Genomic DNA, 24,763 nt, shown 5'->3' on the forward strand with positions numbered 1-24,763 from the left:
ACGGCTGCGCCGCCGATCGCAGCCTGCGGCAGCGGCTACAGGGACCGCGATGCCTGTGTAGCCGCTGCCAAGCTTGCGAGGCTGCGAACGGCAACGCAGTTGCCGCAAAACCTCAGTCCGCGATCTGCCTGGAAAACCACATCGCCTGGTTTTACAACGGCTGCGCCGCCGATCGCAGCCTGCGGCAGCGGCTACAGGGATCGCGCTGTCCGCGAGGCAAAAAAATGCCCGCACGAGGGCGGGCATTCGTTTGCGGCAGCCGTGCAGCGCGGCTTACTTGGCGGTCAGCGCCGAGTAGCTGTTCATCAGGTTGCGATAGTTGGGAATGCGCTGGGACAGCAGGTTGCCCAGGCCTTCGATGTCGTTGCGCCAGTCGCGGTGCAGCTCACAGGCCACCGAGAACCAGTTCATCATTTGCGCGCCGGCTTCGGTCATGCGCACCCAGGCCGCCTGCTGCACGGTCTCGTTGAAGGTACCGGAAGCGTCGGTCACCACGAACACGTCGAAGCCTTCGGCCAGCGCCGACAGGGTTGGGAACGCCACGCACACGTCGGTCACCACACCGGCGATGATCAGCTGCTTGCGGCCGGTCGCCTTGATCGCCTTGACGAAGTCTTCGTTGTCCCAGGCGTTGATCTGGCCCGGACGCGGAATGTAGGGCGCATCCGGGAACATTTCTTTCAGCTCGGGCACCAGCGGGCCGTTCGGGCCGGATTCGAAACTGGTGGTGAGGATGGTCGGCAGCTCGAAGAACTTGGCCAGGTCCGCCAGGGCCAGGACGTTGTTCTTGAATTCGTTGGGCGAGAAATCCTGCACCAGCGAAATCAGGCCGGTCTGGTGGTCGACCAGCAGCACCACGGCGTCGTCTTTGTTCAAACGGTTGTAAGTCTTGCTCATGGGATGACTCCTTGTTTAGGGATAAGGCTTAGGCGCCGACACCGGCGCCTGGACAGGAAATTCACGTGACTCAGAAGGCGAAGCAGGAGCAGCCGAACGCCCCCCAGAAACCCTGGAAGTCGCTGACCGGCACGTTCGACAGGCGCGCCCGCTCATGGCTGTGCGAATGCACCGCACAGGGGCCGCTGCACTGGTGCACCTGGGCCGCCAAGGGCGAGGTCGGGCGCCAGTGGCCCGGCACCTTGACCACCGGCGACCAGTCGGGCATCACCGGCAGGCTGGCCGGGCCGAGCTTGGAGAAATCGCCGGCGGCATACACCACCTTGCCGTCGACCACCGTCAGCACCGACTCGATCCACTTGATCGCCTCTTCCTCGACGCTGAAGAAGTCCGCGGACAAGGCCGCCAGGTCCGCCAGCTGGCCGACCTTGATCTGGCCCTTCTTGCCCTGCTCCGAGGAAAACCAGGCGCTGCCATGGGTGAACAGCTCCAGCGCGGTCTGCCGTGGCAGGCCCTCGGCGTGCAGCTCCATGCCGCCCACGGTCTTGCCGCTGACCATCCAGTACAGCGAGGTCCAGGGGTTGTAGCTGGAGACGCGGGTGGCGTCGGTGCCGGCGCCCACCGGCACGCCTTCGGCGAGCATGCGCTTGATCGGCGGGGTCTGTTCGGCGGCCTTGGCGCCGTAGCGGTCGACGAAGTATTCGCCCTGGAACGCCATGCGGTCCTGGATCGCGATGCCGCCGCCCAGCGCCCTCACCCGCTCGATGTTCTTCGGAGTGATGGTTTCGGCGTGGTCGAAGAACCACGGCAGGCCATTGAACGGAATGTCGCGGTTGACCTTCTCGAACACGTCGAGCATGCGCGAGATCGATTCGTCGTAGGTGGCGTGCAGGCGGAACGGCCAGCGCTGCTCCACCAGGTGGCGCACCACCGGCTCCAGCTCCTGCTCCATGGTCTGCGGCAGGTCCGGGCGCGGCTCGAGGAAGTCCTCGAAGTCCGCCGCGGAGAACACCAGCATTTCCCCGGCGCCGTTATGCCGCAGGAAGTCGTCGCCCTGGTGCAGCTTGACGCTGCCGGTCCAGTTCTTGAAGTCGGTGAGTTCTTCCTTGGGTTTCTGGGTGAACAGGTTATAGGCGATGCGCACCGTCAACTGCTGCTCGCGGGCCAGTTGCTCGATCACCGCGTAATCGTCCGGGTAGTTCTGGAAACCGCCGCCGGCATCGATGGCGCTGGTCAGGCCCAGGCGATTGAGTTCGCGCATGAACTGGCGCGTCGAGTTGACCTGGTATTCCAGCGGCAGCTTCGGCCCCTTGGCCAGGGTCGAGTACAGGATCATCGCATTCGGCCGCGCCACCAGCATGCCGGTGGGGTTGCCATTGGCATCGCGGACGATTTCGCCGCCCGGCGGGTTCGGCGTGTCGCGGGTGTAGCCGGCCACGCGCAGCGCGGCGCGGTTGAGCAGCGCGCGGTCGTACAGGTGCAGCACGAACACCGGGGTGTCCGGCGCGGCCTGGTTGAGTTCTTCCAGGGTCGGCATGCGCTTCTCGGCGAACTGGAATTCGTTCCAGCCGCCCACCACCCGCACCCATTGCGGCGCTGGCGTGCGTTCGGCCTGGTCCTTGAGCATGCGCAGCGCGTCGGCCAGCGACGGCACGCCTTCCCAGCGCAGTTCCAGGTTGTAGTTCAGGCCGCCGCGGATCAGGTGCAGGTGCGAGTCGTTGAGGCCGGGAATCACCGTGCGGCCCTTGAGGTCGATGACCTGGGTGCCGCTGCCACGCAAGGCCATGGCCTCGGCATCGGTGCCCACTGCGACAAAGCGTCCCTGGCTGATGGCTACCGCACTGGCGCGGGGTTTCTCGCGGTCGACGGTATGGAATTGACCATTGAACAGAATCAGATCGGCGTTCATCGGATGTCCTTCTGAATGGGAAGAGGCAAGGGACAGCCGCGGCCAGAAAGCCGCCGCGGCGCTGAGCAAGGATCCGGCCGCGAGCAAGTGGCGGCGCAGCGGATCGGTCGGTTCGTCGTTATTGGCCATGGCCGGGCTCCAGGTGTCGATCGGCGACAGAGGCTTGCAACCAGGGGGCGAACAGCCGGGTCGCCAGGGGCATGCACAGGTAGACCACCGACAGCACGATGGTCAGGGTGATCAGAAAGGTCGCGACCACGTAGTTGGCAAGCAAGGGGTTGAGTTGCAGCACAGGCCCCCAGATCAGCGGCACCAGCAGGGTGTGCGGCAGAATCACCAGCATAGTCAACAGCGCCTGCTTCCAGCGTGGCGGTGCCGAGGCGCCATCGTCCTGGGCGGTAAACCAGAACTCGTGGACCGGGTGGACTTCGGTCTGGTCGCCGTCGGCCAGCATCGGCGCGGCCTCGGCCACCAGCGCCTGGCGCTGCGGCGAGTCGAGCCAGCGCTGCATCGCCGCGGTGGAGCAGAAACGCAGCACGCAGGTGAACAACGCGAGGCCGCCGCTCTTGCCGCGGATCACGTCCACGCCCAGGTGCCCCTCGTACTGCCCGGCGACCCCGACGATGCGCCGCAACCAGGCTTCATAGGGCGCCTCGGCACCGGCCTTGACCCGGTGCTTGACGATCAGGGTCACGACCTCGTCGGCACCCGGCAGCGCGCTTGCCGCGTCGCGGCGATTGGCATCAGACATAACGCAAGGCTCCAGCAAAACGATCATTGAGGGCCAGCCGTCCAGGGCCGGCGATAAGGATGCTGCCGAACAGGATCAACAGCAGCCAGGCGAACTGCCCTTCGGCCAGGCTCCACTGCGGATGCACCACCAGCAGCGCCACCAGCAGCACCGCCAGGATCGGCAGGCACGCCAGGCGCACCGCGACCCCGGCGACGATCAGCAAGGGGCACAGCACCTCGGCGAAGATCGCCAGCAGCAGCGTCGGCTGCGCGCCCAGCTGGAACGGGTCTTCGATGCGCTGCAGTTCGGCGTGGTAATCCAGCAGCTTCGGCAGGCCGTGCACCCAGAGCAGGAACAGCCCGGCACTGACTCGCAGAAACAGCAGCCCGAGGTCCCGGGCCCGGTCATCCCATGGTGAAGCGATCATTGGCGCCCCCGCTCAACGTGAAGAATCTTCGGCGTCTACACCGAGATTGCATGGTGCCGCCCCAGGGGCGGGAAAAATTGAATGGATGTGCTCTCTTCGCCAGCGGCAACGCCTAGGCGTTGTGGCCAGCCAAGGGCTCGGACATGAACCGGGCGATTCGCGAGCGCAGCCAGCGCTCGGCCGGATCGTTGTCGTGCACCCCGCTCCAGGCCATGGACAGCTGCGCCGCTTCGATCGGGAACGGCGGGTCCTCGGCACGCAAGGCGCAGCCTTCGACCAGCGCGCAGGCCGCGTAGTCCGGCACGGTGGCGATCATCTCGGTGCCGGCGAGCAAGGCCCGCAAGCCACTGAATTGCGGCACCCCGAGCACCACGCGGCGGCTGCGCCCGACCTTGGCCAGGTCGAGGTCGATGTTGCCGCTCAGGTCGCCGGAGAACGACACCATGGCGTGGGGTCGCCGGCAGTATTCATCGAGCGTCAGCGGCTCGGGCCGGGTGTCGCCGCGCAGCACCTTGCAGCCGATATCCCGCAGCTTCTTGCGCTTGGCGTTGGCCGGCAGTTCGGTGGTGTAGCTGACCCCGACGGAAATCTCGCCGGAGGCCAGCAAGGCCGGCATCAACAGGTAATTGGCCCGGCGCACCACCACCACGATGCCCGGGGCCTCCTCGCGCAACTGGCTCAACAGCGGCGGAAACAGACCGAACTCGGCATCGTCCGACAGGCCGATGCGAAACAGGTCGCAGCTGCTCGCTGGGTCGAATGCCTTGGCCCGGCTGACCGCGCCGGAAATGGCATCCATCGCCGGTTGCAGCTCCTTGAGGATCACCAGCGCGCGGGCCGTCGGCTCCATACCGCGGCCGTTGCGCAACAGCAGCGGATCGTCGAACAGGTCGCGCAGGCGCCCCAGCGCGGCACTCACCGCGGGCTGGCCCATGAACAGTTTCTCGGCGACCCGGGTCAGGTTTCTCTCGAACATCAGGGCCTCGAAAATCACCAGCAGGTTCATGTCGATGCGGCGCAGGTCGTTACGGTTCATGGGGCAGTCCCTTTGTGGTTGCGGCCAGGGGCGGGTCGGGCGGGCGTTACTCGATCAGTGGCACCTTGGCCGCCCGCTGGTACGGCCCGTACTCACCCGGCACCCACTGGAAATGCCCGTCCTGCGCGGCGATATGGCCCACGCCCGGAAACGGCAGGTGCGCCGCCGCGACCCAGGTCTTGCTGCTGGCCGCCTCGCTGAAGACCTCGGCCCGGCTCTTGATCGCCTGCTGGTTGTCGACGTCGAAGCGGATCGACACTTCGGGATGCTCGAACTGCACCGCCAGGTTATGCACCAGGTCGCCCATGAACAGGATGCTCTGGCCCTGGGACGTAAAGCGGTAGGTGCTGCTGCCCGGGGTATGCCCGGCCTCCAGCCGCGCCTCGATGCCCGGCAGCGGCGACTGACCGCCGGCGAAGGTCTTGAAGCGCCCGGCGGCGCGGTAAGGCGCGGTGGAGTCCTGGGCGATCTTGAAGTATTCGCGGGCACCGGCCGGCGCCTTGGCCAGCGCCTGCGGATCGAGCCAGTAATCGGCTTCGGCCTGCGCCGCGTAGACCGTGGCGTTGGCGAACAGCGGCTGTTGCTTGCCGTCCACCAGCCCGCACACGTGGTCCAGGTGCAGGTGCGTGAGCAGGATCGCGTCGACCTGCTCCGGGCGATAGCCGGCGGCCTGCATGTTCGCCGTGAGCATGCCGGCCGTGGCGCCGATGCACTGGCCGGCGCCGCTGTCCACCAGGATCAGTTGCTTGCCGGTGTTGACCAGGAAGGCATTGAAGGCGGTCTGTACCCCCGGCGCCTCGAGCGCACGGCGGGCCAGCAAGGCGCGGATCTGGCCCTGGCTCAGGCCTTCGAGCAGCTTCGGCGACAGGTCGTTGTAGCCATCGAACAACGCCGTCACTTCGTAATCCCCCACCGCCAGCCGGTAATAACCGGGGACCTGGGTGGCCTGGAGCGGCGCCTGCGCCTGGGCGCCAAGCGACGTCAGGGCCAATGCCAGGGCTGCTGCGCGCAGCGTGCAAACCAGAGAATGCTTCATGCCTTCACCTTTGATCGAATCAGTAAAAAACGGCCACAGCAGCACTGGCCGGACGAGTTCGATCATGCACCGGCCCTCTCCTTGAGAATTGCAAGCATGTGCTGAGTTGGCGCCCGCCCCGCCTGGCAGCGCGCCCCCCCCCGCGTGACCGGGAGTCGCCGACCATCTTGGCAGGCATCGATGACGGCACAACCGCCCTGGAGGGAGCGCAGCGGCCAACGCGCTGCGCCAGACGGACAAGCGGGCTTTAGCTGAACTGTTCGCGGTATTGGCTGGGGGTCAGGCCGAGTTTTTCGCCGAACAGGAAACGCATGTGCCGCACGCTGCCGAACCCGCTTTTGTAGGCCACGGTCTTGAGCGGCAGGTCGCTGGTCTCCAGCAGGTGCCTGGCGCGGTCGATGCGCGCGCTTTGCAGGAACTCCATGGGCGTCATCTTCACTTCACGGGCAAACACCCGGGCGAAATGCCGCGCGCTCATGTTCGCCAGGCTGGCCATGCGTTCGATGCCGAAGGCTTCGTCCAGGTGTTCGAGCACATAGTTCTGCACCCGCGTCACGGGCGTTTCCTGCGGCGCCACCTCGGCCATCAGCGGGCTGAACTGCGCCTGCCCGCCCTGGCGCTTCATCACCACCAGCAGCACCTTGGCCACGTCCTGGGCGACCTGCTTGCCGTGGTCCCGGGCGACCACCGCCAGGGCCAGGTCGATGCCGGCGGTGACCCCGCCCGAGGTGATCAGGTTGCGGTCCTCGACGTAGATCTGGTCGGTCTCCACCGTCGCCTTGGGGAAGGCCCGGATCAAGCGTTCCGTGTAATGCCAGTGCGTCGTCACCCGATAGCCATCGAGCAAACCGGCATGCCCGAGGATGAACGCCCCGGTGCAGATCGAGCCATACACGGCCGAGCGCTCCACGGCCCCCGGCAGCCAGTCGAGCAACGACGGATATTTTTCGTTGTAGGCCCCCGGGCCGCCCGGCACCAGCAACAAGTCATAGCGCTCGCACGCCTGGTCCAGGTGCACATCGGCCTGGACACTGACGCCGTTGGAAGCGCGCAACGCGCCGTGCTCGGTGCCGATGGTCGACAGCCGATAATGCGCGTCCGGCGGCAGGTAGCGATTGGCGATGGAAAACACCTCCATGGGCCCGGCCATATCGAGCAGGAGAAAGTCTGGAAACAGCACCATTGCCACGGTTTTCATGGGTTGGACATCACTGGAATCAAGAGGATGGAAGGTCTACGCCGACGCGGCACAGTATGCCCGGACGAGGTCTGGACTTCGGGCAAGAATACGTGATTCGGCGCACAAAATTGTCAACCAGCGAGGGACAGTCTTTCGCTTTCCAGCCACTTATTGCGCCGCTGGGTAAACATTAACCTTCTCCCCAAACGGGCCCATCAAAGCGCCACCCTGCACCTCGCCCCCCAGCGCTCCGCCTATGTGCACATGGCCCGCGGCTCGGTCGAGCTCAATGGCCTGCTCTTGCAGGAAGGCGATGGCGTGCGGGCCGCGAGGAACAGGCGCTGACCTTGAGCAACGGCGTGGATGCCGAAGTGCTGGTGTTCGACCTGCGGGCGCAGGAACTGCCGGAAATGCCTTGACCGGCAGCGGCCCGGGGGCTTGGGGCCCCCGGGGCTTTTTTCCCCTGCCCCGCTGCGGCCGTTCGGCGGGCGGGCGATGCTCCCTTCTCAAGACGTCTGCGCGTCTCCCTGCCTTCGCGCGCCATCGAGCAACGCATCCACCACCGCTCGCGCCATCTCCACCGAATGGATCATCGACCAGATCAAGCCCCGCTCGATCCCGCTGGCACTGGTGATCTCATCCGCCGTTTCCTCGGCGCACTTGAGCAACAACGACACATGCAACAACGCCTCCTCGGCACTGACGCCGGGGCGAACGGCGAATAGCGGACGGCCGTTGCCGTCGCGACAGCCGAAAGAGCTGCTGCCGGTTTCCTGCAAGCTACGGTGCAACGGCTCGCCGCCATCGCTGCGTTCCAGCGCCTGACGCAGGGTTTGATTGGGGATTTCCAGTTGGACGATCCGCTCGCGGCTGGGCGAAAGCATGGGCGGATCGGGGACGATCTTTTTCATGACGCAGCTCCTTCTTTGATGAAGACCGCCAGCATCACTTGCAGATGATGGGTGGCGGCTACGTGCAGGTCTGCAAGACCGGGAAGAAGAAGCAAACCCGGCAGACCCGAAAGTCTCCCGCACGCAGCCACCATAAATCGAGCTGATATCTCAACGATTCTGGGTGTGCGTCTAGCGCTTCTTGCTTGTTCGGGCTTGCAGTCCCGGTCGCTGATTTTGCAGCGACCGGGGCAGCCTAGCCCCGAACATTCAACAGGCACAAGACGCCAAAACCGCAGAAATGTAACCCCGCGATTCTCTCGGAAATACCTTACAAATCAAAGAGAAAAACCGTACAAGCCGCGAGCTTTTTTCCGCAAAAAATCGAGCATCGACCGCCTGCTCAAAGGACAAATGCACAACCTGAAAACGCCATCCCTGTAGCCGCTGCCGCAGGCTGCGATAGGACCGAAGGTCCTCCAGCGCTCTCAAGCCCCAGCGCCCGCCACCCGGGCAAATGCACAACCTGAGAACGCCATCCCTGTAGCCGCTGCCGCAGGCTGCGATAAGGCCGAAGGTCTTCAACGATCTCAAGATCCAACGCGCGCGACGTTGGTCCCGACGCTGCTCAAGGCGATGGCCGCGGGCAATTCAGCGGCGGGCACCCGTTCCGGGGTCCAACCGCCGAAGGCAGCACAGCCGTACAAGCCGCGCGCCCTGGAATACGCAACCATGCCTGGCCTCGATCCGATGGCCACGCCGAGCGGACGCGGGCAGACCGAAGGCGTGCCGACAGCCGCCGGAAACCAAGCCACGCGCGTTCCGGGCCGCCCACTTTGACGCGGGAACCAAGCATGCCGCTTGCATCGAAACACTGCACTGCGCCGGGCGCTGCGGGCTCCTGCCTGAAGCCGCTCTGGCTGCTGGCCGCGCTCACCGCCAGCGCCACGCCGGCATGGGCAACAGAGCCCGGGCAAAGCACGCCCGGCTTTCTCGAGGGAGCGCGGCTCGACGTGCTCGGCCGCAACTTCTACCTCAACACCGACTATCGCTCCCCGCCCCCGGGCGGCAAGAGCTACCAGCAGGAATGGGCCCAGGGTTTTATCGCTTCGTTCGAGTCCGGCTTTACGCCGGGCACGCTGGGCGTGGGCGTCGATGCCCACGGCTTTTTGGGCTTGAAACTGGACGGCGGCAAGGGGCATTCCGGGACCGGGCTGCTGCCGCTGGACCACGACGGGCGCAGCGAAAGCAGCTATTCCAGCGCCGGCGGCGCGCTGAAGTTCAAGGCCTCGCGCACCACCCTGGCGCTAGGGGAAATGACCGTGGCGACCCCGGTGTTCGACACCGCCGACAAACGCCTGCAACCGGAATACGCCAGCGGCCTGCTGCTCTCCAGCAAGGAAATCGAGGGGCTCGACTTGCAGGCCGGTCACTTCAGCGCCTTCAAGAACCAGGACGCCTCGACCGCCAGGGGCGATTTTTCCGGCTACGGGGCCACCACCCGCCACGCCAGCATCGACTTCATCGGCGCCGACCTGTTCGCCGGCCAAGCCGTGGGCGGCGCGCTCTACGCTTCGGCGCTGAGCGACACCTGGCGCCAGTACTACGCCAACCTGCACGCCAGCCTGGGTGCGCTGTTGCTGGACGGCAACCTGTACCGCAGCCGCGACCAGGGCCAGGCCAAGGCCGGCGCCATCGACACCACCGCCTACAGCCTCAGCGGCCAATACCGGCTCGGGGCCCAGGCGTTCACCCTGGCCTATCAGAAAATCCATGGCGACACGCCGTTCGATTTCGTCGGCGGCGACTCCATCTACCTCGCCAACTCGATCAAATACGCCGACTTCAACGGCCCGGGCGAACGCTCCTGGCAAGCGCGCTACGACCTCGACCTGGGCGCCCTGGGCGTTCCCGGCCTGAGCTTCATGAGCCGTTATGTGAGCGGCCGCGGCATCGACGGCAGCCATGCGCCCCAGGGCGGCGCCTACAACCTCTTCGATAGCCAGCGCGGCGCCTATAGCCCGCAACAGGGGCGCGGCGGACGCCATTGGGAACGCGACCTGGACCTGCGCTACATCGTGCAATCGGGCCCGGCCAAGGGCCTGTCGCTGCAGCTGTCCCATGTCAGTCACCGGGCCAACGCCGCCCAGGCCGGCGACGACATCGACCGGCTGTACCTGGTCATCCAGTACCCGCTCAAGTTCGGGCCTTTCTAAAACCGCGCGGGGCTGCGCGGCCTGCGGGCCGGGGGCGGCGCGGGTTCAACGCCCTTCAGGCGAAGCGCGCGCCTAGCCGTTGTCCTGCGGCTCGCCGGCCGTGGCCGCTGGCAATGCGGCCATGATCCGCGCCCGGCAAACGTCGAGAATCTCATCCGCCAAGGGCGAATCATCCGGGCAGGCACGCGACAGGATGAGCGCCCCGACGGCCTGCGCGAGCAGGTCGATCATGTCGGCCCGCACACCGGATTGCCCGCCGTCCTGCCCTGCCTCGTAGGGTTTGCCGAGTGCGGCCAGGGTGTGTTCCATGCCGCTGGCGAAGGTCGCCTTGAGGTCCGCGGGCTGACGCGCCGCGTCGCCGCACAGGGCCGCCATGGTGCAACCGCTGCCCCGGGCGTCGCGGTGTTCCCGCGACATATACCGATTGAAGAACTCCGGCACGCCAACGTCCGCGTGGTTGTGCAGCGATTGCGCAAGGCTGTGCGCGGCCGCTTCGGCCATCAGGTCGGCCTTGGACCCGAAATGCTTGTAGAAACCGCCATGGGTAAAGCCGGCGGCCGCCATCAGATCCGCCACGCCTACACCGTCGAAGCCTCGCTCGCGAAACAGCACTGAAGCCGTCTCGACGATGTGTTCCCGGTTTGCCTGTGCCTGGGCTTTGCTCACGCGCATTTTCCATCCCTCCGTACCGCGCTGAAATCTGCCGCCATGATACATAGATGTCGACCATAATCAAAACCGTTGACAGTTTAGATTTCGATCATCATCCTAATGAAAAGCAGGTGAATCCCCCGTCCAATCCTCAAGAGAATGAGCCCATGAACACTCGCCCAACGGTCCTTATCACTGGCGCCTCCACCGGCATAGGCGCCACTTACGCCGAGCGCTTTGCGCAACGCGGGCATGACCTGATCCTGGTTGCCCGCGACCAGGCGCGGCTGGAGGCGCTGGCAGCGCGGCTGCGCGACGCGCACAAGGTAGCGATCGAGGTGCTGCAGGCCGACCTGACGCGGATCGACGACCTGGCAGCCGTCGAGGCCCGCCTGCGCGATGACGCGCGTATCGGCATCCTGGTGAACAATGCGGGCACCGCGCAGGCCGGCAGCTTTATCGAGCAGACGCCCGACAGCGCCGCCCATCTGGTCTCGCTCAACACCACCGCCCTGGTACGGCTCGCCAGCGCCATTGCCCCGCGCCTGGCGCAGGCGGGTGACGGCGCGATCATCAATATCGGCTCGGTGGTCGGCCTCGCGCCGGAGTTCGGCATGTCGATCTACGGCGCGACCAAGGCGTTCGTGCTGTTTCTCTCGCAAGGCATGAGCCTGGAACTGGCGCCCCGCGGCGTCTACGTGCAAGCCGTCCTGCCGGCCGCGACCCGCACCGAAATCTGGGAACGCGCGGGCATCGATATCAATACCCTGACCGACATCATGGAGGTGGGCGACCTGGTCGACGCCGCGCTGGCCGGTTTCGATCGTCGCGAGCCGGTGACCATTCCACCCCTGCACGACGGCGCCCGCTGGGATGCGCTGCAGGCCGCCCGCCAGGGGCTGCTCGGGGAGATCAGGCAGTCCGAGGTCGCCGCGCGGTACCTGGCAGACGCCTGAATAGCCAGGCGCCTGCGGGGCGAGGGTTGATCCCCGCTGCAGGCGCCTGCTCCAAAGCCTTCCATGGGCATTCGCACTTCGCATCAGGGGCACGCAACAGACATGACGACCACAGACCAACACTCAGGCCCCGGATCGCCGTTCGCAGCGGCGGTGAATCGCTCGATCACGGTCGACGGCAGCGCCTTCGCCTACCGCGACATCGGGCCCCAGGGCGGCGTGCCGCTGGTGCTGCTGAACCATTGGGGCGCGGTTCTGGACCATTTCGACCCGCGGCTGGTCGACGGCCTGGCACGCACGCGGCGCGTCATCGCCACCGACTACCGGGGCATCGGCGCATCGGCGGGCACGGCGCCCACGACGGTCGCTGAAATGGCCGACGATGCGCTCCGGGTGATGCACGCGCTGGGCCTGGAGCAGGTCGACCTGCTGGGCTTTTCGCTCGGCGGTTTCGTGGCCCAGGAGATTGCGCTGAAAGCCCCGGAGCGGGTGCGCAAGCTGATCCTGACCGGCACCGGGCCGGCCGGCGGCGCAGGCATCGAGCGGGTCTGGTCGGTGGCGTGGCCATTGATGCTCAAGGGTCTGCTGACCCTGCGCGATCCCAAGTTCTATCTATTCTTCACGCCTACGGCCCAGGGCCGACAAGCCGCCACGGCGTTCCTGCAGCGGCTTAAGGAAAGAAAACGACAGCGTGACAAAGGCCCGACGCCCCGCGCCTTCCTGCGCCAGCTGCGAGCCATTGGCGCCTGGGGCCGGCAAGCGCCCCAGGACCTCGGGCGCCTGCGGATGCCGACGCTGATCGCCAATGGCGACAGCGACATCATGGTGCCCACCGCGAACTCCATTGAACTGGCGAAGCGGATCGCCCATTCGCAACTGATCATTTATGAAGACGCCGGGCATGGCGGCATCTTCCAGTACCACGCCGACTTCGTGGCCAAGGCCCAAGCCTTCCTCGATGCCTGACGAGGCGACCCGGCCGTTGGCCCATGCCGCGTCTTGACCGCCCCGCCACCGCCACTTGAAACCACAGAGCCTCTCAACATGAAAGCATTCTTCATCGACCGCTACGGCAAGGACACCGGACGCATTGGCGAGGTCCCCGACCCGCAGGTGGGGCCCAACGATGTCCTGGTCCAGGTCCACGCCGCCAGCGTCAACCTGCTCGATTCGAAAATAAGGGCCGGCGAATTCAAGGCGATCCTGCCGTATTCCCTGCCGCTGATACTGGGCAACGACCTGGCCGGCGTGGTGCTGCGCGTGGGTTCGGCGGTACGCCGCTTCCAGCCGGGCGACGAGGTCTACGGGCGCCCGCCCCAGGCGCGCATCGGCACCTTCGCCGAGCTCGTTTGCGTAAACGAACAGGCGCTTGCCTTGAAGCCGAGAAACATCGGCATGCAGGCCGCCGCGTCCATCCCGCTGGTCGCGCTGACGTCCTGGCAGGTACTGGTCGAGACCGCCCGCCTGCAAAAAGGCCAGAAGGTGCTGATCCATGCCGGTTCTGGCGGCGTCGGCAGCCTTGCCATCCAGCTGGCCAAGCATCTGGGCGCCTTCGTTGCGACCACCACCAGCACCGACAATGTCGAGTGGGTAAAGGCGCTCGGCGCGGACGTGGTCATCGACTACCGCAAGCAAGACTTTGCACAAGTGCTGCAGGGCTATGACGTGGTGTTGAACAGCCTGGGGGCCGATGTGCTGGAAAAATCGCTCAAGGTCCTGAGGCCGGGCGGCCAGCTCATTTCCATCTCGGGCCCGCCGACCCCGCAGTTCGCCGAAGAGCAGGGATTGTCCTGGGTGCTCAGGCAGGCCGTGCGCCTGTTGAGTAGCGGTATCCGAAGGAAAGCGCGCAGCAGGAATCTGCGCTACGCCTTTGTGTTCATGCGGGCGCAAGGTGCCCAGCTGGGTGAAATCACCAGCCTTGTCGAGGCCGGCGTGATCAGGCCGGTGGTCGACCGGTCTTTTCCACTGGAGGCCACGGCCGATGCGCTGGCCTATGTCGAACAGGGACGGGCCAAAGGCAAGGTGGTGATTGAAGTCAGGTAGCTGCCCGCCCCGGCCAGCCATTGGGCATATCGCCGGAACAACTGCCCATGCCCGGCGTCGCTATAGATACGTGGTTGCGACAAAAGCAGCCCGCCTGGCCAGCGCCCGTCAGGCAACCTGGCCATTGAGCAGCCCATGAACGCCCGTCGAAACCCCACAGGTGAACTCATGAACAGCCGGCATAAAAACCCGGGCAAAGACCACTTACCCAAGCCGCCGCCGCAGCTTGAGACCGAGGATCGCGGCGTTGGCTTGACCGACGATCAACGCGTGAGCCGCGAAACAGCGAAGGCGCAACAAGGCCCGCGGGTGCTGCCGGGGCCCGCCGACCTCGAGCGGCAGAAAAAGCCCTGAGCCTGTTCATGTCGCTCGGCCATTGCGCCCACCTTTGAGCCTGCGTCGCGAGGATCGGGCTTCATGGCAGTCACCTCCTCGGCCAAAGCCCGCCGCTGGCGGTGCCACGGGCTTATCAGGATGGACGTTGCGCAAGGGACGACAGTTCGGTTTTTTTGCCGCGCGCCCTGCAGATGGCACGCCCGCGGCGCGGCAGGCGCACGAAGGCGGCCGCCAATGCGAGGCGGATGGTTCTACACCAGCGCCAACAGCCGGTGGCCATTCATGCCACCGGCGCTATGCAAGACGGCTTTCAGCGCTCCTTGCCGTCGCGGTTGCCTCCATGGCTGTGCTGCCCACCGATACGCGCCTTTTCAGCGCGGTCGGTCTTGATCTCGGGCGCCGGATCGATTTTCTTGTCGGCGTTCTTCACTTTCTCGGGGTCGTCGGCAAAGGAATGGTCACTTCCAGGCTTGTCGTTCTTGTTCATTGGGGTTTCCTCTTTCAAGGCCGCCTCGCCTGATGCCTCGCGGAACAACACTACGCTCTATGCAATTCCTTGACGGCAGCCAGCGATAACACAAGGTTAACATCGCCGTTACGCCAGGCTTCACACGACACTAACAGACTCGACGAAAGGCAACTTTGCCAACGATCGCGAGAAGGCTTCGCAGGCAGGTAGAAAAGGCGGTCAGGCATGTTTCGCCTTAAACACATCAGGCGCGACAAACTTAAATAGCTGCAAACTGGATTTCATAAACCCGACTTTACACACCCCATAAAACCACCCATAACCCTTCAAATAATTCAGACAAATAATCACATCATGCTTTCCAACTAACCATACACTTTCAACCCACATCCAAACCTAAAACCAAAGTGCTTCCTAATCTTCAAAGCTATAACTTTGAAGAGCAGATAACGGCGCTATTATGCCGCCCCTTCATAAACACCGTTTATTCCCATCCGCTGCGACTTCGTTCCCCGGGCAAGACCATTCGTCAGGGCGATCGGATCTGGAAAAAACCTCTGCCGCTCGGCTCTTTCAAAGGATTAAGCGGCTGCAGATTTCTGCATCTGCCGATTGGATCTTCGGAGGAAACATGTCGACTTCCAGCCCCGGCCAACATTGCGCCTGTCCCGGCTGCTCCTGCCTCTGCCCTGAAGACCAGCCTTACCAGCGCGACGGAAAATACTATTGCAGCCAGGCTTGCGCGGACCTGCACCCGCAGGGCCAGCCTTGCCCCGCCGAAGATTGCCACTGCGAACAAGGCGTCAAGCTGCAAGAGCGCACCATCAGCGATTCGAAGCTGGATTCGGCGGTCGAGGAAACCTTCCCCGCCAGCGATCCCATCTCACCCTGAGCGATGGGCTCGCCTGCGCGGTGAGTGGCGCAGCTGCCCGCAAGGCCAGCAGCCAAGAACAGGAGGCAGTCGAAACGCTTATTGCAGACCGTCTTCGATGCCGCCTCGGGCAAGCCCGGGGCACCGCCGGGGCGCAACCTGCGGAGCAGGAGACAGATTATGAAAGCCGTTGCGCAACAGCCTTTTTCCGGACGCCTGCTGATGATCGGTTACGGCAGCATCGGACGAGGCGTATTACCGCTCCTGCTGCGTCATATCGCGCTCGAACCGGCGCGGGTGTGCATTATCTGCCCCTCCCCGGCCGCCCGCGAGGCGGCGCGTGAATATGGCGTCCAGGTGCAGGAGGAGGCGTTGACCGAAGAGAACTTCCATCAATGCCTGGAGCCGTGGCTGCAACCCGGCGACTTCTTGCTCAACCTCTCCGTGCAGGTATCCAGCCAGGCGTTGCTCGCGTTTTGCCAGGCACGCCAGGTGCTGTACCTGGACACCTGCACCGAACCGTGGGTCGGTGGCTACGACAGTGACGAGTTGCAACCGCAGGAGCGCACCAACTATGCCTTGCGCCATGCCTTGCTGGCGTTGCGCGGCAGCACCGATACCGCGACGGCGATCATCACCCACGGCGCCAACCCCGGCCTGGTCTCGCACCTGGTCAAGCAGGCTTTGGAGAATATCGCCCGCGACCTCGGCCAGACGCGCCCCTCGCCCACCCGCCGCGAGGAATGGGCGCAATTGGCCCGCTCGCTGGGGGTCAAGGTCATCCACATTGCCGAGTACGACTCGCAATATGCCGAGCGCCGCAAGGAGCCGGGGGAATTCGTCAACACCTGGTCGGTGGAAGGCTTTATCGCCGAGGCACGGCAACCCGCCGAACTGGGCTGGGGCAGCCACGAACGGGGCCTGCCGCCCGATGCGCGCCGACACCCTTACGGCAGCCATGCGGCGATTTACCTGCAACGACCGGGCGCCGCCACGCCCGTGCATACCTGGACACCGGGCGTGGGGCCGACCCTGGGGTTCCTGGTCACCCACAGCGAGGCCATTTCCATCGCCCAGTACCTGACAGTCGGTGAAGGCCCGCATCCGGTTTACCGGCCCACGGTGCATTACGCTTATCGGCCGTGCGATGACGCGCTGCTTTCGCTTCACGAGCTGGCAAGCCGTCACTGGCGGCCGCAACCGCGCCAGCGACTGCTGGACGACGATATTGTCGGCGGCCGCGACGAACTCGGCGTGCTGTTAATGGGGCACGCCCGCAACGCTTACTGGTACGGCTCCCGGCTGGCAATCGAAGAAGCCCGCGCGCTGTGCCCGCACAACAGCGCCACCAGCCTGCAGGTCACCGCCGGGGTGATGGCAGGCGTGATCTGGAGCCTGCGCAACCCGCAACGCGGCATCCTCGAGCCGGATGAACTGCCGCACCGGGAAATCCTCGACCTGTGCGCGCCCTACCTCGGCAAGCTCGAAGGTTTCTACAGCGACTGGACGCCTCTCGCGCAACGCCCGCCGCTGTTCCCCGAACCCGGCCTTTGTGAGGACGATCCCTGGCAATTTCGCAATTTCCGTGGCGGCTGACCGCTGGCGTTGGGCTTGGGCTTGGAGCTGGAGCTGGAGCTGGAGCTGGAGCTGGAGCGAGGCAAGCTGCGCGGCGGCGCTTGGCAAAGCCCCTCAGGCGTCTTTTTCGCCCCTGGGCGGCGTGTCGACGGCCGGCTGCTGGTCGTTATCCTGGGGCGGCCGGACGGCGGGCGGCGCCCGGTCGTCAGCAGGCCGTGGCGAAGAGCCGGAGGAGCCCTGGGCGTTTGCCCCTGGCTGGCGAGCGTCCGCGCTGGCGCCCTTCTTGCCCCAGTCGGTGGTGGCGTTGGGATCTTCGTCACGACCCGCCGTACCCAGCACGCAACCGTCGTCGTTGGGGTTGCTCAGATCCTCGGCGGGTTGCTCCTTGATGCTCGATGGATGCCGTTTCATGGAAGCCTCCAAGGCACGAGTGGGCTTCGCGGTTGAATGACGCCAGGGCCCGACGCAACGCCGGGCCCTGGTATTGGCCATTGGCTGGCCTCAGGCCTGCCGACACATCGGGCTGGCACTCGCATGCCGGGCCCTGGCTTCCTCTTTCAGCTCGGCGACGAAGTTGGCAATGGCGTGCGCAGTGCACAGTGTGGAGGCATCGATACCGGTCACCGTAAGTTCTTCGCGCGTATCGGCGTCGAGCAGTTGAACGGTCATGGAGTTGTCAGCGCTGATATGGCAGATGCACTTCATCGGCAGGAACGCCGCTTCGATAATATGTCGCAACTCTAGATGCGAAATCATGGAAGACTCCTTATCCAGTTTTGATACAGGCGCACCGCCTCCAAGATTGATACAGGCACACCGCTGGTATCCGTTGGTAGGCCTGTCAATTATAGGTCGGCGTCGGCCATGTTTTGTGCTGTTCGTCAGCCAGTAATGCGGGGGCTGGCCCGGTTTTCAAGGCCCTTTCGCGGCCTGCGCACGGGCAACGATCGCAACGCCTTCGCGGGCCTTGCTGGCTTGCGGGCCAGGGCTCTTTTTCGACCGACGGCGGGTGCCGCGCGAGCCTTGCCAAGCCGTTCTCGCCTTCGACCACTCGTCTTCCCAAGCCTGCTCCGGATTGAACAGAAGGCTGCCGGCGTGCTTCGAAAAACCATGGCGACCCTGTATTCAGCAGGTTTTATGGCCGTATGCCAGGCGTCGCTGGCGTCGTTTTTTTCGACAGGACGCAAGCCTTATGAAACGAAACAGACAGCGCGCGACAATCATTTGCTGCCAGGGACGCCATTGGCTGTATGTCCGCAAACCCAACGCTAGCTGGACCTTGCCCGGCGGCAAGATCGAAGACGGCGAATCTCCCGCGCAGGCGGCCTGGCGCGAACTGCGCGAAGAAACCGGCATGCACGCCGAAGACCTGAGGTTCCTCATGCTGTATCAGGTCGGCGACTCGGTGCACTACGTGTTCCAGGCTCGACTTGGCGATTGGGAGGCCGCCGCGCCCAATAACGAGATTGCCGACTGCCAGTGGGAAAAGGTCGACCGCCAGCCCTACGTGAAGCGGCGCATTCGCAAGCTGATCGATTCGGTGCTGGTGCAATACCCCGAGCTGCCGTCGGAATGAAGGCACGCTGCCGCCCCATGTGCGTTAACGGCGCGGGCGCGATCGAGCATGCGCCGGCCCGCCTTATCTCGATCACAGGAGGTACGTAACGATGTTCAGCCCCACGTCAATGGGCGCCACCCGGGAGGCGCCATGAACAGCCTGTTATCACGCGGATTGCTGCTCGGGCTGCTGAGCCTCGGCCTCCTGGCCGCCAGCCACGCGGTCACCCTGAACGCCTTTGTCGAAGCGGCGGCGCAACAGAACATCGCCGAAATGCAGAACGCCAGGATCGCCCTGGATAAAAGCCACGATGAGCAAGTCAAGACCTTGGCGCAGCAGATGCTCGACGAGCATGCCAAGGACCTGGCGGCGCTGAAGGCCCTGGCGAAAAAACTGAAGATGGACGTGCCCACCGAGGCCTCCCTGCTTGCCAAGGCGAATACCCTGAGGCTGGAAAGCCGCGACGAGTCGTTCGAGCGGATCTACCTCGACAATCTGGCCAACGGGCTTGAACAAAGGCTTGCATTGTTCAAGAAAGAGGCCAATTCCTCGGAAAACCCCGAGCTCAAGGGCTTCGCCCAACAGGCCCTGCCGCATATTTCCGCACAACTGGAGAAGGCCCGGCGGCAACATGCGCGCTTCAAGGCGTCCGCCAAGCAGCTGAGCCCGCCCTGAGGCGGGCTCGCTGGTCGAGCGACAGCCTCGGGCGCTCCAGGAGGCTTTGGTTGTGAACCCTGGCCAGGGCGAAAGTTGGGGAAAAACCCCGCGCCGCGTGACGAGCGGTCAGGCCTTCCGGCAAGCGGTAGGTGCGGGCAAAAAACCCTGGAAAAAAGTTAAACCTTTGGCCGCAGCCTTCTATCAACAGTCAGGCGACAACATGATCGCGTCACTCGGAGAAACGACATGAACAACCTGCTGATGAAACGATTGGGGCTGTTTTTCCTGCTGAGCGCGGGGAGCCTTTCGGGCGCCCTGGCGGCAACGTCCAGCGAGTTTGTCGAAGACGCCGCGCAGGGCGGCATCAACGAGGTCGAAAGCAGCAAGCTGGCCCTGGAAAAAAGCGCTTCGGCGGACATCAAGGCCTTTGCCACGCAGATGGTCAACGACCACACGCAGGCCAACCAGGAATTGATGGCGCTGGCCAAGAAGCTCGATATCCAGGTGCCGGACGAGGCTTCGCTGACGGCCAAGGCGAAGAAAATGATCCTGGAAATGCGCGATGAGTCCTTCGACAAAGCGTATATCGATAACCAGGTCCTGGCCCATGAGCACACCGTGGAGTTGTTCAAGAAAGAGGTGGCCTCCTCGGACAAGCCGGAACTCAAGGCCTTTGCCGAAAAGACCCTGCCCAAGCTGACCCATCACCTGGAGATGGCGAAGCAGTTGCAGGCGAAAACCAAGTGACGCAGCACAGCGATTGCTGCCATCAAGCCCCGCCTTGCGCGGGGTTTTTCGTTTGTCGCGCGCGGTGGTGCCTGAGGTTTTAGCCTGCGGCTCGATCGCCCGCCAGCCATTCAGCTGGCCGTCCGGCTACCCGCCGACAAAGGCCGCCACCGGCCAACCACTCGTCAGTCCGTGGAACATTGCAATAAACCTTTGCCGACTGTCCTCCTCCACCGTTGTATAACGAGCGGCATAGGACTGCTGCCAAAGCGCGCGAGCATATTTACCCTGGATGGCGTTATCCTGATTTATCCTTGCCGCCTCATCTGGAACTCCCATTTTGATGCGGCAACGTCCGATCCTTGCGTTGCTCCAAGGCCCTTACTATGAAGTCCTCCGTCAAGCGCTCCGCCAACGTCCCTCAACGCAGGGAACTGACGCCCAATACCATCCCGTTTCCTGTGGTGGGTATCGGTGCCTCGGCCGGCGGCCTGCAGGCCGTGAAGGCCTTTTTCGAGCATATGCCCAACGATAACGGCATGGCCTTCGTGGTTGTCCTGCATTTGTCTCCCGACCACCAGAGCGTCGCCGACCGGATCATCCAGGAATCCACCCGGATGCCGGTGCAGCAGGTGGAAGACACGACCCGCATCGAAAAGAACCGGGTGTACGTCATTTCACCGGGCCGGAACCTGACGATGAACGACGGTTACCTGGCCGTTACGCCCTACGTGCGTGAAGCCGGGCCGCACACGGCGATCGACCTGTTTTTCCGCGACCTGGGGGATGTGCACAAGGAGCGGGCATTCTGCCTGGTGCTGTCGGGCACTGGCTCCGACGGGGCGGTCGGTCTCTCGCGAATCAAGGAGCAAGGCGGCATTACCCTGGCGCAGGCCCCTGAAGACGCCGAATTCGATGACATGCCGCGCGCGGCCATCGACACGCAAATGGTCGACCTGGTGCTGCCGGTGGTCGAAATGCCGCAGAAGCTGCTGGAGCTGTGGCGCAACTCTCAGCTCATCACCCTGCCGACCGCCAACGATCCGCAAATCAAGGTCTCGGCGCCGGTGTCCAAACGCGATGCCGCGGCGGCGGAACAGCAGCTGCAAGACATCCTGATGCTGTTGCGCACCGGCACCGGCCACGACTTCAAGCATTACAAGCGCGCCACGGTGCTGCGGCGGATCGAGCGCCGCCTGCAGGTCACCGCCCAGCCGGACCTCGCCGCCTATCACGATTACCTGCAGATGCACCCTGAAGAAACCAAGGCGCTGCTGGGCGACATGCTGATCGGCGTGACCAATTTCTTTCGCGACCGCGAGGCCTTCGAAGCCCTGGAGCGCAATGTCATTCCCGCCCTGGTGAAGTCCTTGCAGGACAGCCAACCGCACCGTGAAGAGCTGCGCATCTGGTCCGCCGGCTGCTCCACGGGTGAAGAGGCCTATAGCCTGGCAATGCTCGCCAGCGAGCAGATGACCCTGGAGACCTGCAACGCCAAGCTGCAGGTATTCGCGACCGATATCGACGATCGTGCCATCGCCCAGGGACGCAAGGGGGTCTATCCCGAAGCGATCGTTACCGATGTGCCTCCGCAGCGCATGCGCCAGTACTTTTCCCGGGAAAACCAGCATTACCGGGTGCGCAAGGAGATTCGCGAAAAGGTGCTGTTCGCCAAGCACAGCCTGCTGGCGGATCCGCCGTTTTCGCAGATCGACTTGATCGTCTGCCGTAACCTGCTGATCTACCTGGACCGCGACGTGCAACGGGAGATCCTGCAGATGTTCCACTTCGCCCTGCGTCCTGGAGGCTACCTGTTCCTCGGTTCCTCCGAATCCGCGGACGGCTGCCAGGATCTGTTCATGCCGGTCGACAAGCGCAACCGCATTTTCCGGGTACGGCCCAACTCGGCCACGGTTCGCCGCGCGCCCACCATGCCGCGAGGCGGCTACATGCGCACCATCGGCAACCCCCACCCCGTGGAAACCAAGGTCTCGCGCAAAACCTCGTTCGCCGACATCCACCTTCGCGCCCTGGAAAAGTGCGCGCCGCCGAGCATGATCGTCGATGCCAACGCCGACATCCTGCATATGAGCGAAGGCGCCGGCCGGTTCCTGCGCTATGTCGCGGGGGAAATCACCCGCAACCTGCTGACCCTGATCCAGCCCGAGCTGCGCCTTGAACTGCGCACCACGCTGTTCCAGGTGCAACAGTCCGGTGTTGCGGTGACCGCGCGCCGGGTGCGCATCGAGCGGGAAAAGAAGCCTTGTTTCATCGACCTCACAGCCCGCCCCTTCAAGGACGAGGAAACCGACAACGAATATGTGCTGGTGGTGTTCGAGGAGACCGAGGCCGACCCACGGGAGCTGCGCGAGACCAGCGCCAGCCAGACGGAAAACCAGATGCTGGCCAACCTCGAGCGGGAGTTGCAGCGGACCAAATTGCATCTGCAGGACACCATCGAGCAATCGGAAGTCTCCAGCGAGGAGCTCAAGGCGTCGAACGAAGAAATGCAGGCGCTCAACGAAGAGCTGCGCTCGGCCACCGAAGAGCTGGAAACCAGCAAGGAAGAGTTGCAGTCGATCAATGAAGAGCTGCTGACGGTCAATTACGAGCTGAAAACCAAGGTCGAGGAAACCGACAAGATCAACGACTACCTGACCAACCTGATCGCCTCCACCGACATCGCCACGGTGTTCGTCGACCGCAACATGCGCATCCGCTGGTTCACCCCGCGCGCCACCGACATTTTCAGCATGCTGCCGGTGGACACCGGACGCTCGTTGCTGGACATCACCCACCGCCTGAACTACCCGGAAATGGCCGAGGACGCCGCGACCGTGTTCGAGTCGTTGAGCATGATCGAGCGTGAAGTCAACAGCGACGATCAGCGCTGGTACATCGCACGCCTGTTGCCCTATCGCTCCAGCGAAGACCATATCGACGGCACCGTGCTGACCTTCATCGATATCACCAAGCGCCGGCTGGCCGAGGAAGAATTGCGCCTGGGCGAAGAACGCATGCGCCTGGTCGCCGAAAGCACCCATGATTTCGCCATCATCATCCTCGACAACCAGGGCCTCATCACCGACTGGAACACCGGGGCGCAACTGATCTTCGGCTACACCAAGGACGAAGTGCTGGGCGCCTATTACGACCTGATTTTCGCGCCTGAGGACCGAGCCGGCGGCGTGCCGGAAAGCGAGCTGCTCACCGCCCGCGAACACGGCCGCAGCGACGATGAACGCTGGCATGTACGCAAGGACGGCGAGCGCTTTTTCTGCAGCGGCGAAGTCACGCGGCTCAAGGGTGACAGCCTGCAAGGCTACGTGAAAATAGCCCGCGACCTGACGGGCCACAAACGCATGCAGGACGAGCAGAACCAGAAGCTGATGGAGACCCAGACCCACAGCCACCTCAAGGATGAGTTTTTCGCGGTGATGTCCCATGAACTCAAGCATCCGCTCAACCTGATCCAGCTCAACGCCGAGTTGCTGCGTCGCCTGCCGACGACCAAGGCGGCCGCCCCTGCCCTCAAGGCGGTCAATACCATTTGCGAGGCTGTCTCCAGCCAGGCGCGGATCATCGACGACCTGCTGGATGTGGCGCGTTTGCGCACCGGCAAGCTCAAGCTGAAGAAACAGCCGGTGGATCTTGGCCGGATCCTGCAGGACATCCATACCGTGGTGCTCAGCGAAGGGCATCGCTGCCAGGTGACGCTGCAAGTGCCGTTGCCACCGCAACCGCCGTTAATGATCGATGCCGATGCGACGCGGCTGGAGCAGGTGATCTGGAACCTGGTGAACAACGCCCTGAAATTCACCCCGGCCAATGGCCTGGTCCAGTTGATCGCCCAGCGGGTCGAGGATAAGGCGCAGCTGGATGTCATCGACAGCGGCGTGGGCCTGGCCGAGGAAGACCAGAACAAGGTGTTCGACCTTTTCGGCCAGGCGGCCAACCAGCACGGCACTCATCAGCGCGACGGGCTGGGCATCGGCCTGTCACTGGTGCGCCAGCTGGTGGAAGCCCACGGCGGCTCGGTCAGCGTGCAGTCGAAGGGGCTGGGCCAGGGATGCACCTTTACCGTGCTCTTGCCCCTGAGCCACCCCAACGACAGCGCTCCCAAACAGCCCGCGCCGGGCGGTGTCGAACGCCTTGCCGGCATCAAGGTGCTGCTGGTGGACGACTCGCGGGAAGTCATGGAGGTCCTGCAACTGCTGCTGGAGATGGAGGGCGCGCAAGTCGAGGCCTTCCATGACCCGCTGCAGGCCTTGGGCAATGCCAGGAACAACAGTTACGACCTGATCATTTCAGACATCGGCATGCCGATTATGAACGGCTACGAACTGATGCAGAACCTGCGCCAGATCGCCCACTTGCACCATACGCCAGCGATTGCGCTGACCGGTTACGGCGCCAGCAGCGACCAGAAGAAGTCCCAGCATGCGGGATTCGATCGGCATGTGAGCAAACCCGTCGCTCAGGACCCGCTGATCGACCTGATCAGGGAGCTGTGCAGCTCGGGCTTGCGCTCGGCTGAGCACTGATGGTCTAGACCCGGCGAACCCACCTCGTCGCGCCTTGAGCGCGGCGAGCGCCA

24 protein-coding genes and 2 pseudogenes are annotated in these 24,763 nt (G+C 64.2%); 14 read left to right on the forward strand and 12 right to left on the reverse strand.

Annotated features, from left to right (window positions below):
* Positions 1-273 precede the first annotated feature (273 nt).
* The 7 genes from ycaC to BLV20_RS24325 form a co-directional block, all read right to left on the reverse strand.
* Positions 274-897, reverse strand: coding sequence for an isochorismate family cysteine hydrolase YcaC (ycaC, locus tag BLV20_RS24295; RefSeq protein WP_092304976.1), 624 nt, complete (start codon positions 895-897; stop codon positions 274-276).
* A gap of 70 nt (positions 898-967) precedes the next feature.
* Positions 968-2,806, reverse strand: a complete 1,839-nt coding sequence (locus tag BLV20_RS24300; protein WP_092305123.1) for an amidohydrolase — start codon at positions 2,804-2,806, stop codon at positions 968-970.
* A 118-nt stretch (positions 2,807-2,924) separates the two neighbouring features.
* A complete protein-coding gene (locus BLV20_RS24305; protein ID WP_092304977.1) occupies positions 2,925-3,557 on the reverse strand; it encodes an antibiotic biosynthesis monooxygenase in 633 nt (210 codons plus the stop codon).
* Positions 3,550-3,966, reverse strand: coding sequence for a DoxX family protein (locus BLV20_RS24310; protein ID WP_092304978.1), 417 nt, complete (start codon positions 3,964-3,966; stop codon positions 3,550-3,552). Before BLV20_RS24310 ends, BLV20_RS24305 begins: the two co-directional genes overlap by 8 nt.
* A gap of 112 nt (positions 3,967-4,078) precedes the next feature.
* On the reverse strand, positions 4,079-5,002 hold the full coding sequence (locus tag BLV20_RS24315) for a LysR family transcriptional regulator (protein WP_092304979.1): 924 nt from the start codon (positions 5,000-5,002) through the stop codon (positions 4,079-4,081).
* Positions 5,003-5,048: 46 nt separating this feature from the next.
* Entirely contained in the window at positions 5,049-6,038 is a 990-nt protein-coding gene (locus tag BLV20_RS24320) for an MBL fold metallo-hydrolase (RefSeq protein WP_092305124.1), read from the reverse strand.
* Between the two features lie 247 nt (positions 6,039-6,285).
* Positions 6,286-7,236: a GlxA family transcriptional regulator gene (locus BLV20_RS24325; protein WP_092304980.1), complete on the reverse strand. Its 951-nt coding sequence runs from the start codon at positions 7,234-7,236 to the stop codon at positions 6,286-6,288.
* Positions 7,237-7,434: 198 nt separating this feature from the next.
* Here BLV20_RS24325 and BLV20_RS24330 point away from each other — a divergent pair.
* Positions 7,435-7,637 (forward strand): annotated as a pseudogene (locus BLV20_RS24330) (quercetin 2,3-dioxygenase); the annotation flags it as partial.
* 87 nt (positions 7,638-7,724) lie between these two features.
* Here BLV20_RS24330 and BLV20_RS24335 read toward each other — a convergent pair.
* On the reverse strand, positions 7,725-8,129 hold the full coding sequence (locus BLV20_RS24335) for a DUF3077 domain-containing protein (protein ID WP_092304981.1): 405 nt from the start codon (positions 8,127-8,129) through the stop codon (positions 7,725-7,727).
* 833 nt (positions 8,130-8,962) lie between these two features.
* Here BLV20_RS24335 and BLV20_RS24340 point away from each other — a divergent pair.
* Entirely contained in the window at positions 8,963-10,324 is a 1,362-nt protein-coding gene (locus BLV20_RS24340; RefSeq protein ID WP_092304982.1) for an OprD family porin, read from the forward strand.
* Positions 10,325-10,396: 72 nt separating this feature from the next.
* Here BLV20_RS24340 and BLV20_RS24345 read toward each other — a convergent pair whose 3' ends face one another.
* Positions 10,397-10,996, reverse strand: coding sequence for a TetR/AcrR family transcriptional regulator (locus tag BLV20_RS24345; RefSeq protein WP_092304983.1), 600 nt, complete (start codon positions 10,994-10,996; stop codon positions 10,397-10,399).
* A gap of 146 nt (positions 10,997-11,142) precedes the next feature.
* On the opposite strand from BLV20_RS24345, the gene BLV20_RS24350 reads away from it, so the two are divergent.
* The 4 genes from BLV20_RS24350 to BLV20_RS24365 all read left to right on the forward strand — a co-directional run bounded on the left by BLV20_RS24350 (position 11,143) and on the right by BLV20_RS24365 (position 14,328).
* Positions 11,143-11,931, forward strand: coding sequence for an SDR family NAD(P)-dependent oxidoreductase (locus tag BLV20_RS24350; RefSeq protein ID WP_092304984.1), 789 nt, complete (start codon positions 11,143-11,145; stop codon positions 11,929-11,931).
* Positions 11,932-12,033: 102 nt separating this feature from the next.
* The gene (locus BLV20_RS24355) at positions 12,034-12,897 is read left to right on the forward strand and encodes an alpha/beta fold hydrolase (protein WP_092304985.1); all 864 of its coding nucleotides are present in this window, start codon (positions 12,034-12,036) and stop codon (positions 12,895-12,897) included.
* 78 nt (positions 12,898-12,975) lie between these two features.
* Positions 12,976-13,974: an NADP-dependent oxidoreductase gene (locus BLV20_RS24360; protein WP_092304986.1), complete on the forward strand. Its 999-nt coding sequence runs from the start codon at positions 12,976-12,978 to the stop codon at positions 13,972-13,974.
* 135 nt (positions 13,975-14,109) lie between these two features.
* Entirely contained in the window at positions 14,110-14,328 is a 219-nt protein-coding gene (locus tag BLV20_RS24365) for a hypothetical protein (protein ID WP_139192736.1), read from the forward strand.
* A gap of 292 nt (positions 14,329-14,620) precedes the next feature.
* On the opposite strand, the gene BLV20_RS31135 is transcribed toward BLV20_RS24365, so the two are convergent.
* On the reverse strand, positions 14,621-14,797 hold the full coding sequence (locus tag BLV20_RS31135; RefSeq protein ID WP_139192737.1) for a general stress protein: 177 nt from the start codon (positions 14,795-14,797) through the stop codon (positions 14,621-14,623).
* 151 nt (positions 14,798-14,948) lie between these two features.
* Here BLV20_RS31135 and BLV20_RS24370 point away from each other — a divergent pair.
* The 3 genes and pseudogenes from BLV20_RS24370 to BLV20_RS24380 all read left to right on the forward strand — a co-directional run.
* Positions 14,949-15,089, forward strand: a pseudogene (locus BLV20_RS24370) (general stress protein); the annotation flags it as partial.
* A gap of 321 nt (positions 15,090-15,410) precedes the next feature.
* Positions 15,411-15,671 (forward strand): metallothionein, encoded by a 261-nt coding sequence (locus tag BLV20_RS24375; protein WP_092304988.1) that lies wholly within the window; start codon positions 15,411-15,413, stop codon positions 15,669-15,671.
* A 159-nt stretch (positions 15,672-15,830) separates the two neighbouring features.
* Positions 15,831-17,246, forward strand: a complete 1,416-nt coding sequence (locus BLV20_RS24380; protein ID WP_092304989.1) for a homospermidine synthase — start codon at positions 15,831-15,833, stop codon at positions 17,244-17,246.
* Positions 17,247-17,339: 93 nt separating this feature from the next.
* Here the strand turns inward: BLV20_RS24380 and BLV20_RS24385 are convergent, their stop codons facing one another.
* On the reverse strand, positions 17,340-17,636 hold the full coding sequence (locus BLV20_RS24385) for a hypothetical protein (RefSeq protein WP_092304990.1): 297 nt from the start codon (positions 17,634-17,636) through the stop codon (positions 17,340-17,342).
* Between the two features lie 90 nt (positions 17,637-17,726).
* Entirely contained in the window at positions 17,727-17,981 is a 255-nt protein-coding gene (locus BLV20_RS24390) for a DUF1652 domain-containing protein (RefSeq protein WP_092304991.1), read from the reverse strand.
* Between the two features lie 436 nt (positions 17,982-18,417).
* On the opposite strand from BLV20_RS24390, the gene BLV20_RS24395 reads away from it, so the two are divergent.
* The 5 genes from BLV20_RS24395 (at position 18,418) to BLV20_RS24415 (ending at position 24,710) form a co-directional block, all read left to right on the forward strand.
* On the forward strand, positions 18,418-18,801 hold the full coding sequence (locus tag BLV20_RS24395) for an NUDIX hydrolase (protein ID WP_092304992.1): 384 nt from the start codon (positions 18,418-18,420) through the stop codon (positions 18,799-18,801).
* A 132-nt stretch (positions 18,802-18,933) separates the two neighbouring features.
* The gene (locus BLV20_RS24400; protein WP_175540258.1) at positions 18,934-19,458 is read left to right on the forward strand and encodes a DUF4142 domain-containing protein; all 525 of its coding nucleotides are present in this window, start codon (positions 18,934-18,936) and stop codon (positions 19,456-19,458) included.
* A 52-nt stretch (positions 19,459-19,510) separates the two neighbouring features.
* The gene (locus BLV20_RS31140) at positions 19,511-19,690 is read left to right on the forward strand and encodes a hypothetical protein (protein WP_139192738.1); all 180 of its coding nucleotides are present in this window, start codon (positions 19,511-19,513) and stop codon (positions 19,688-19,690) included.
* A complete protein-coding gene (locus BLV20_RS24405) occupies positions 19,687-20,187 on the forward strand; it encodes a DUF4142 domain-containing protein (protein WP_092304994.1) in 501 nt (166 codons plus the stop codon). The genes BLV20_RS31140 and BLV20_RS24405 overlap by 4 nt, the downstream gene beginning before the upstream one ends.
* A 365-nt stretch (positions 20,188-20,552) precedes the next feature.
* Positions 20,553-24,710, forward strand: coding sequence for a CheR family methyltransferase (locus BLV20_RS24415; RefSeq protein WP_092304996.1), 4,158 nt, complete (start codon positions 20,553-20,555; stop codon positions 24,708-24,710).
* The last annotated feature ends 53 nt before the right edge of the window (positions 24,711-24,763 follow it).

Origin of the sequence: Pseudomonas sp. NFIX28, assembly GCF_900107395.1 — a bacterium.
Taxonomy (GTDB): Bacteria; Pseudomonadota; Gammaproteobacteria; order Pseudomonadales; family Pseudomonadaceae; genus Aquipseudomonas.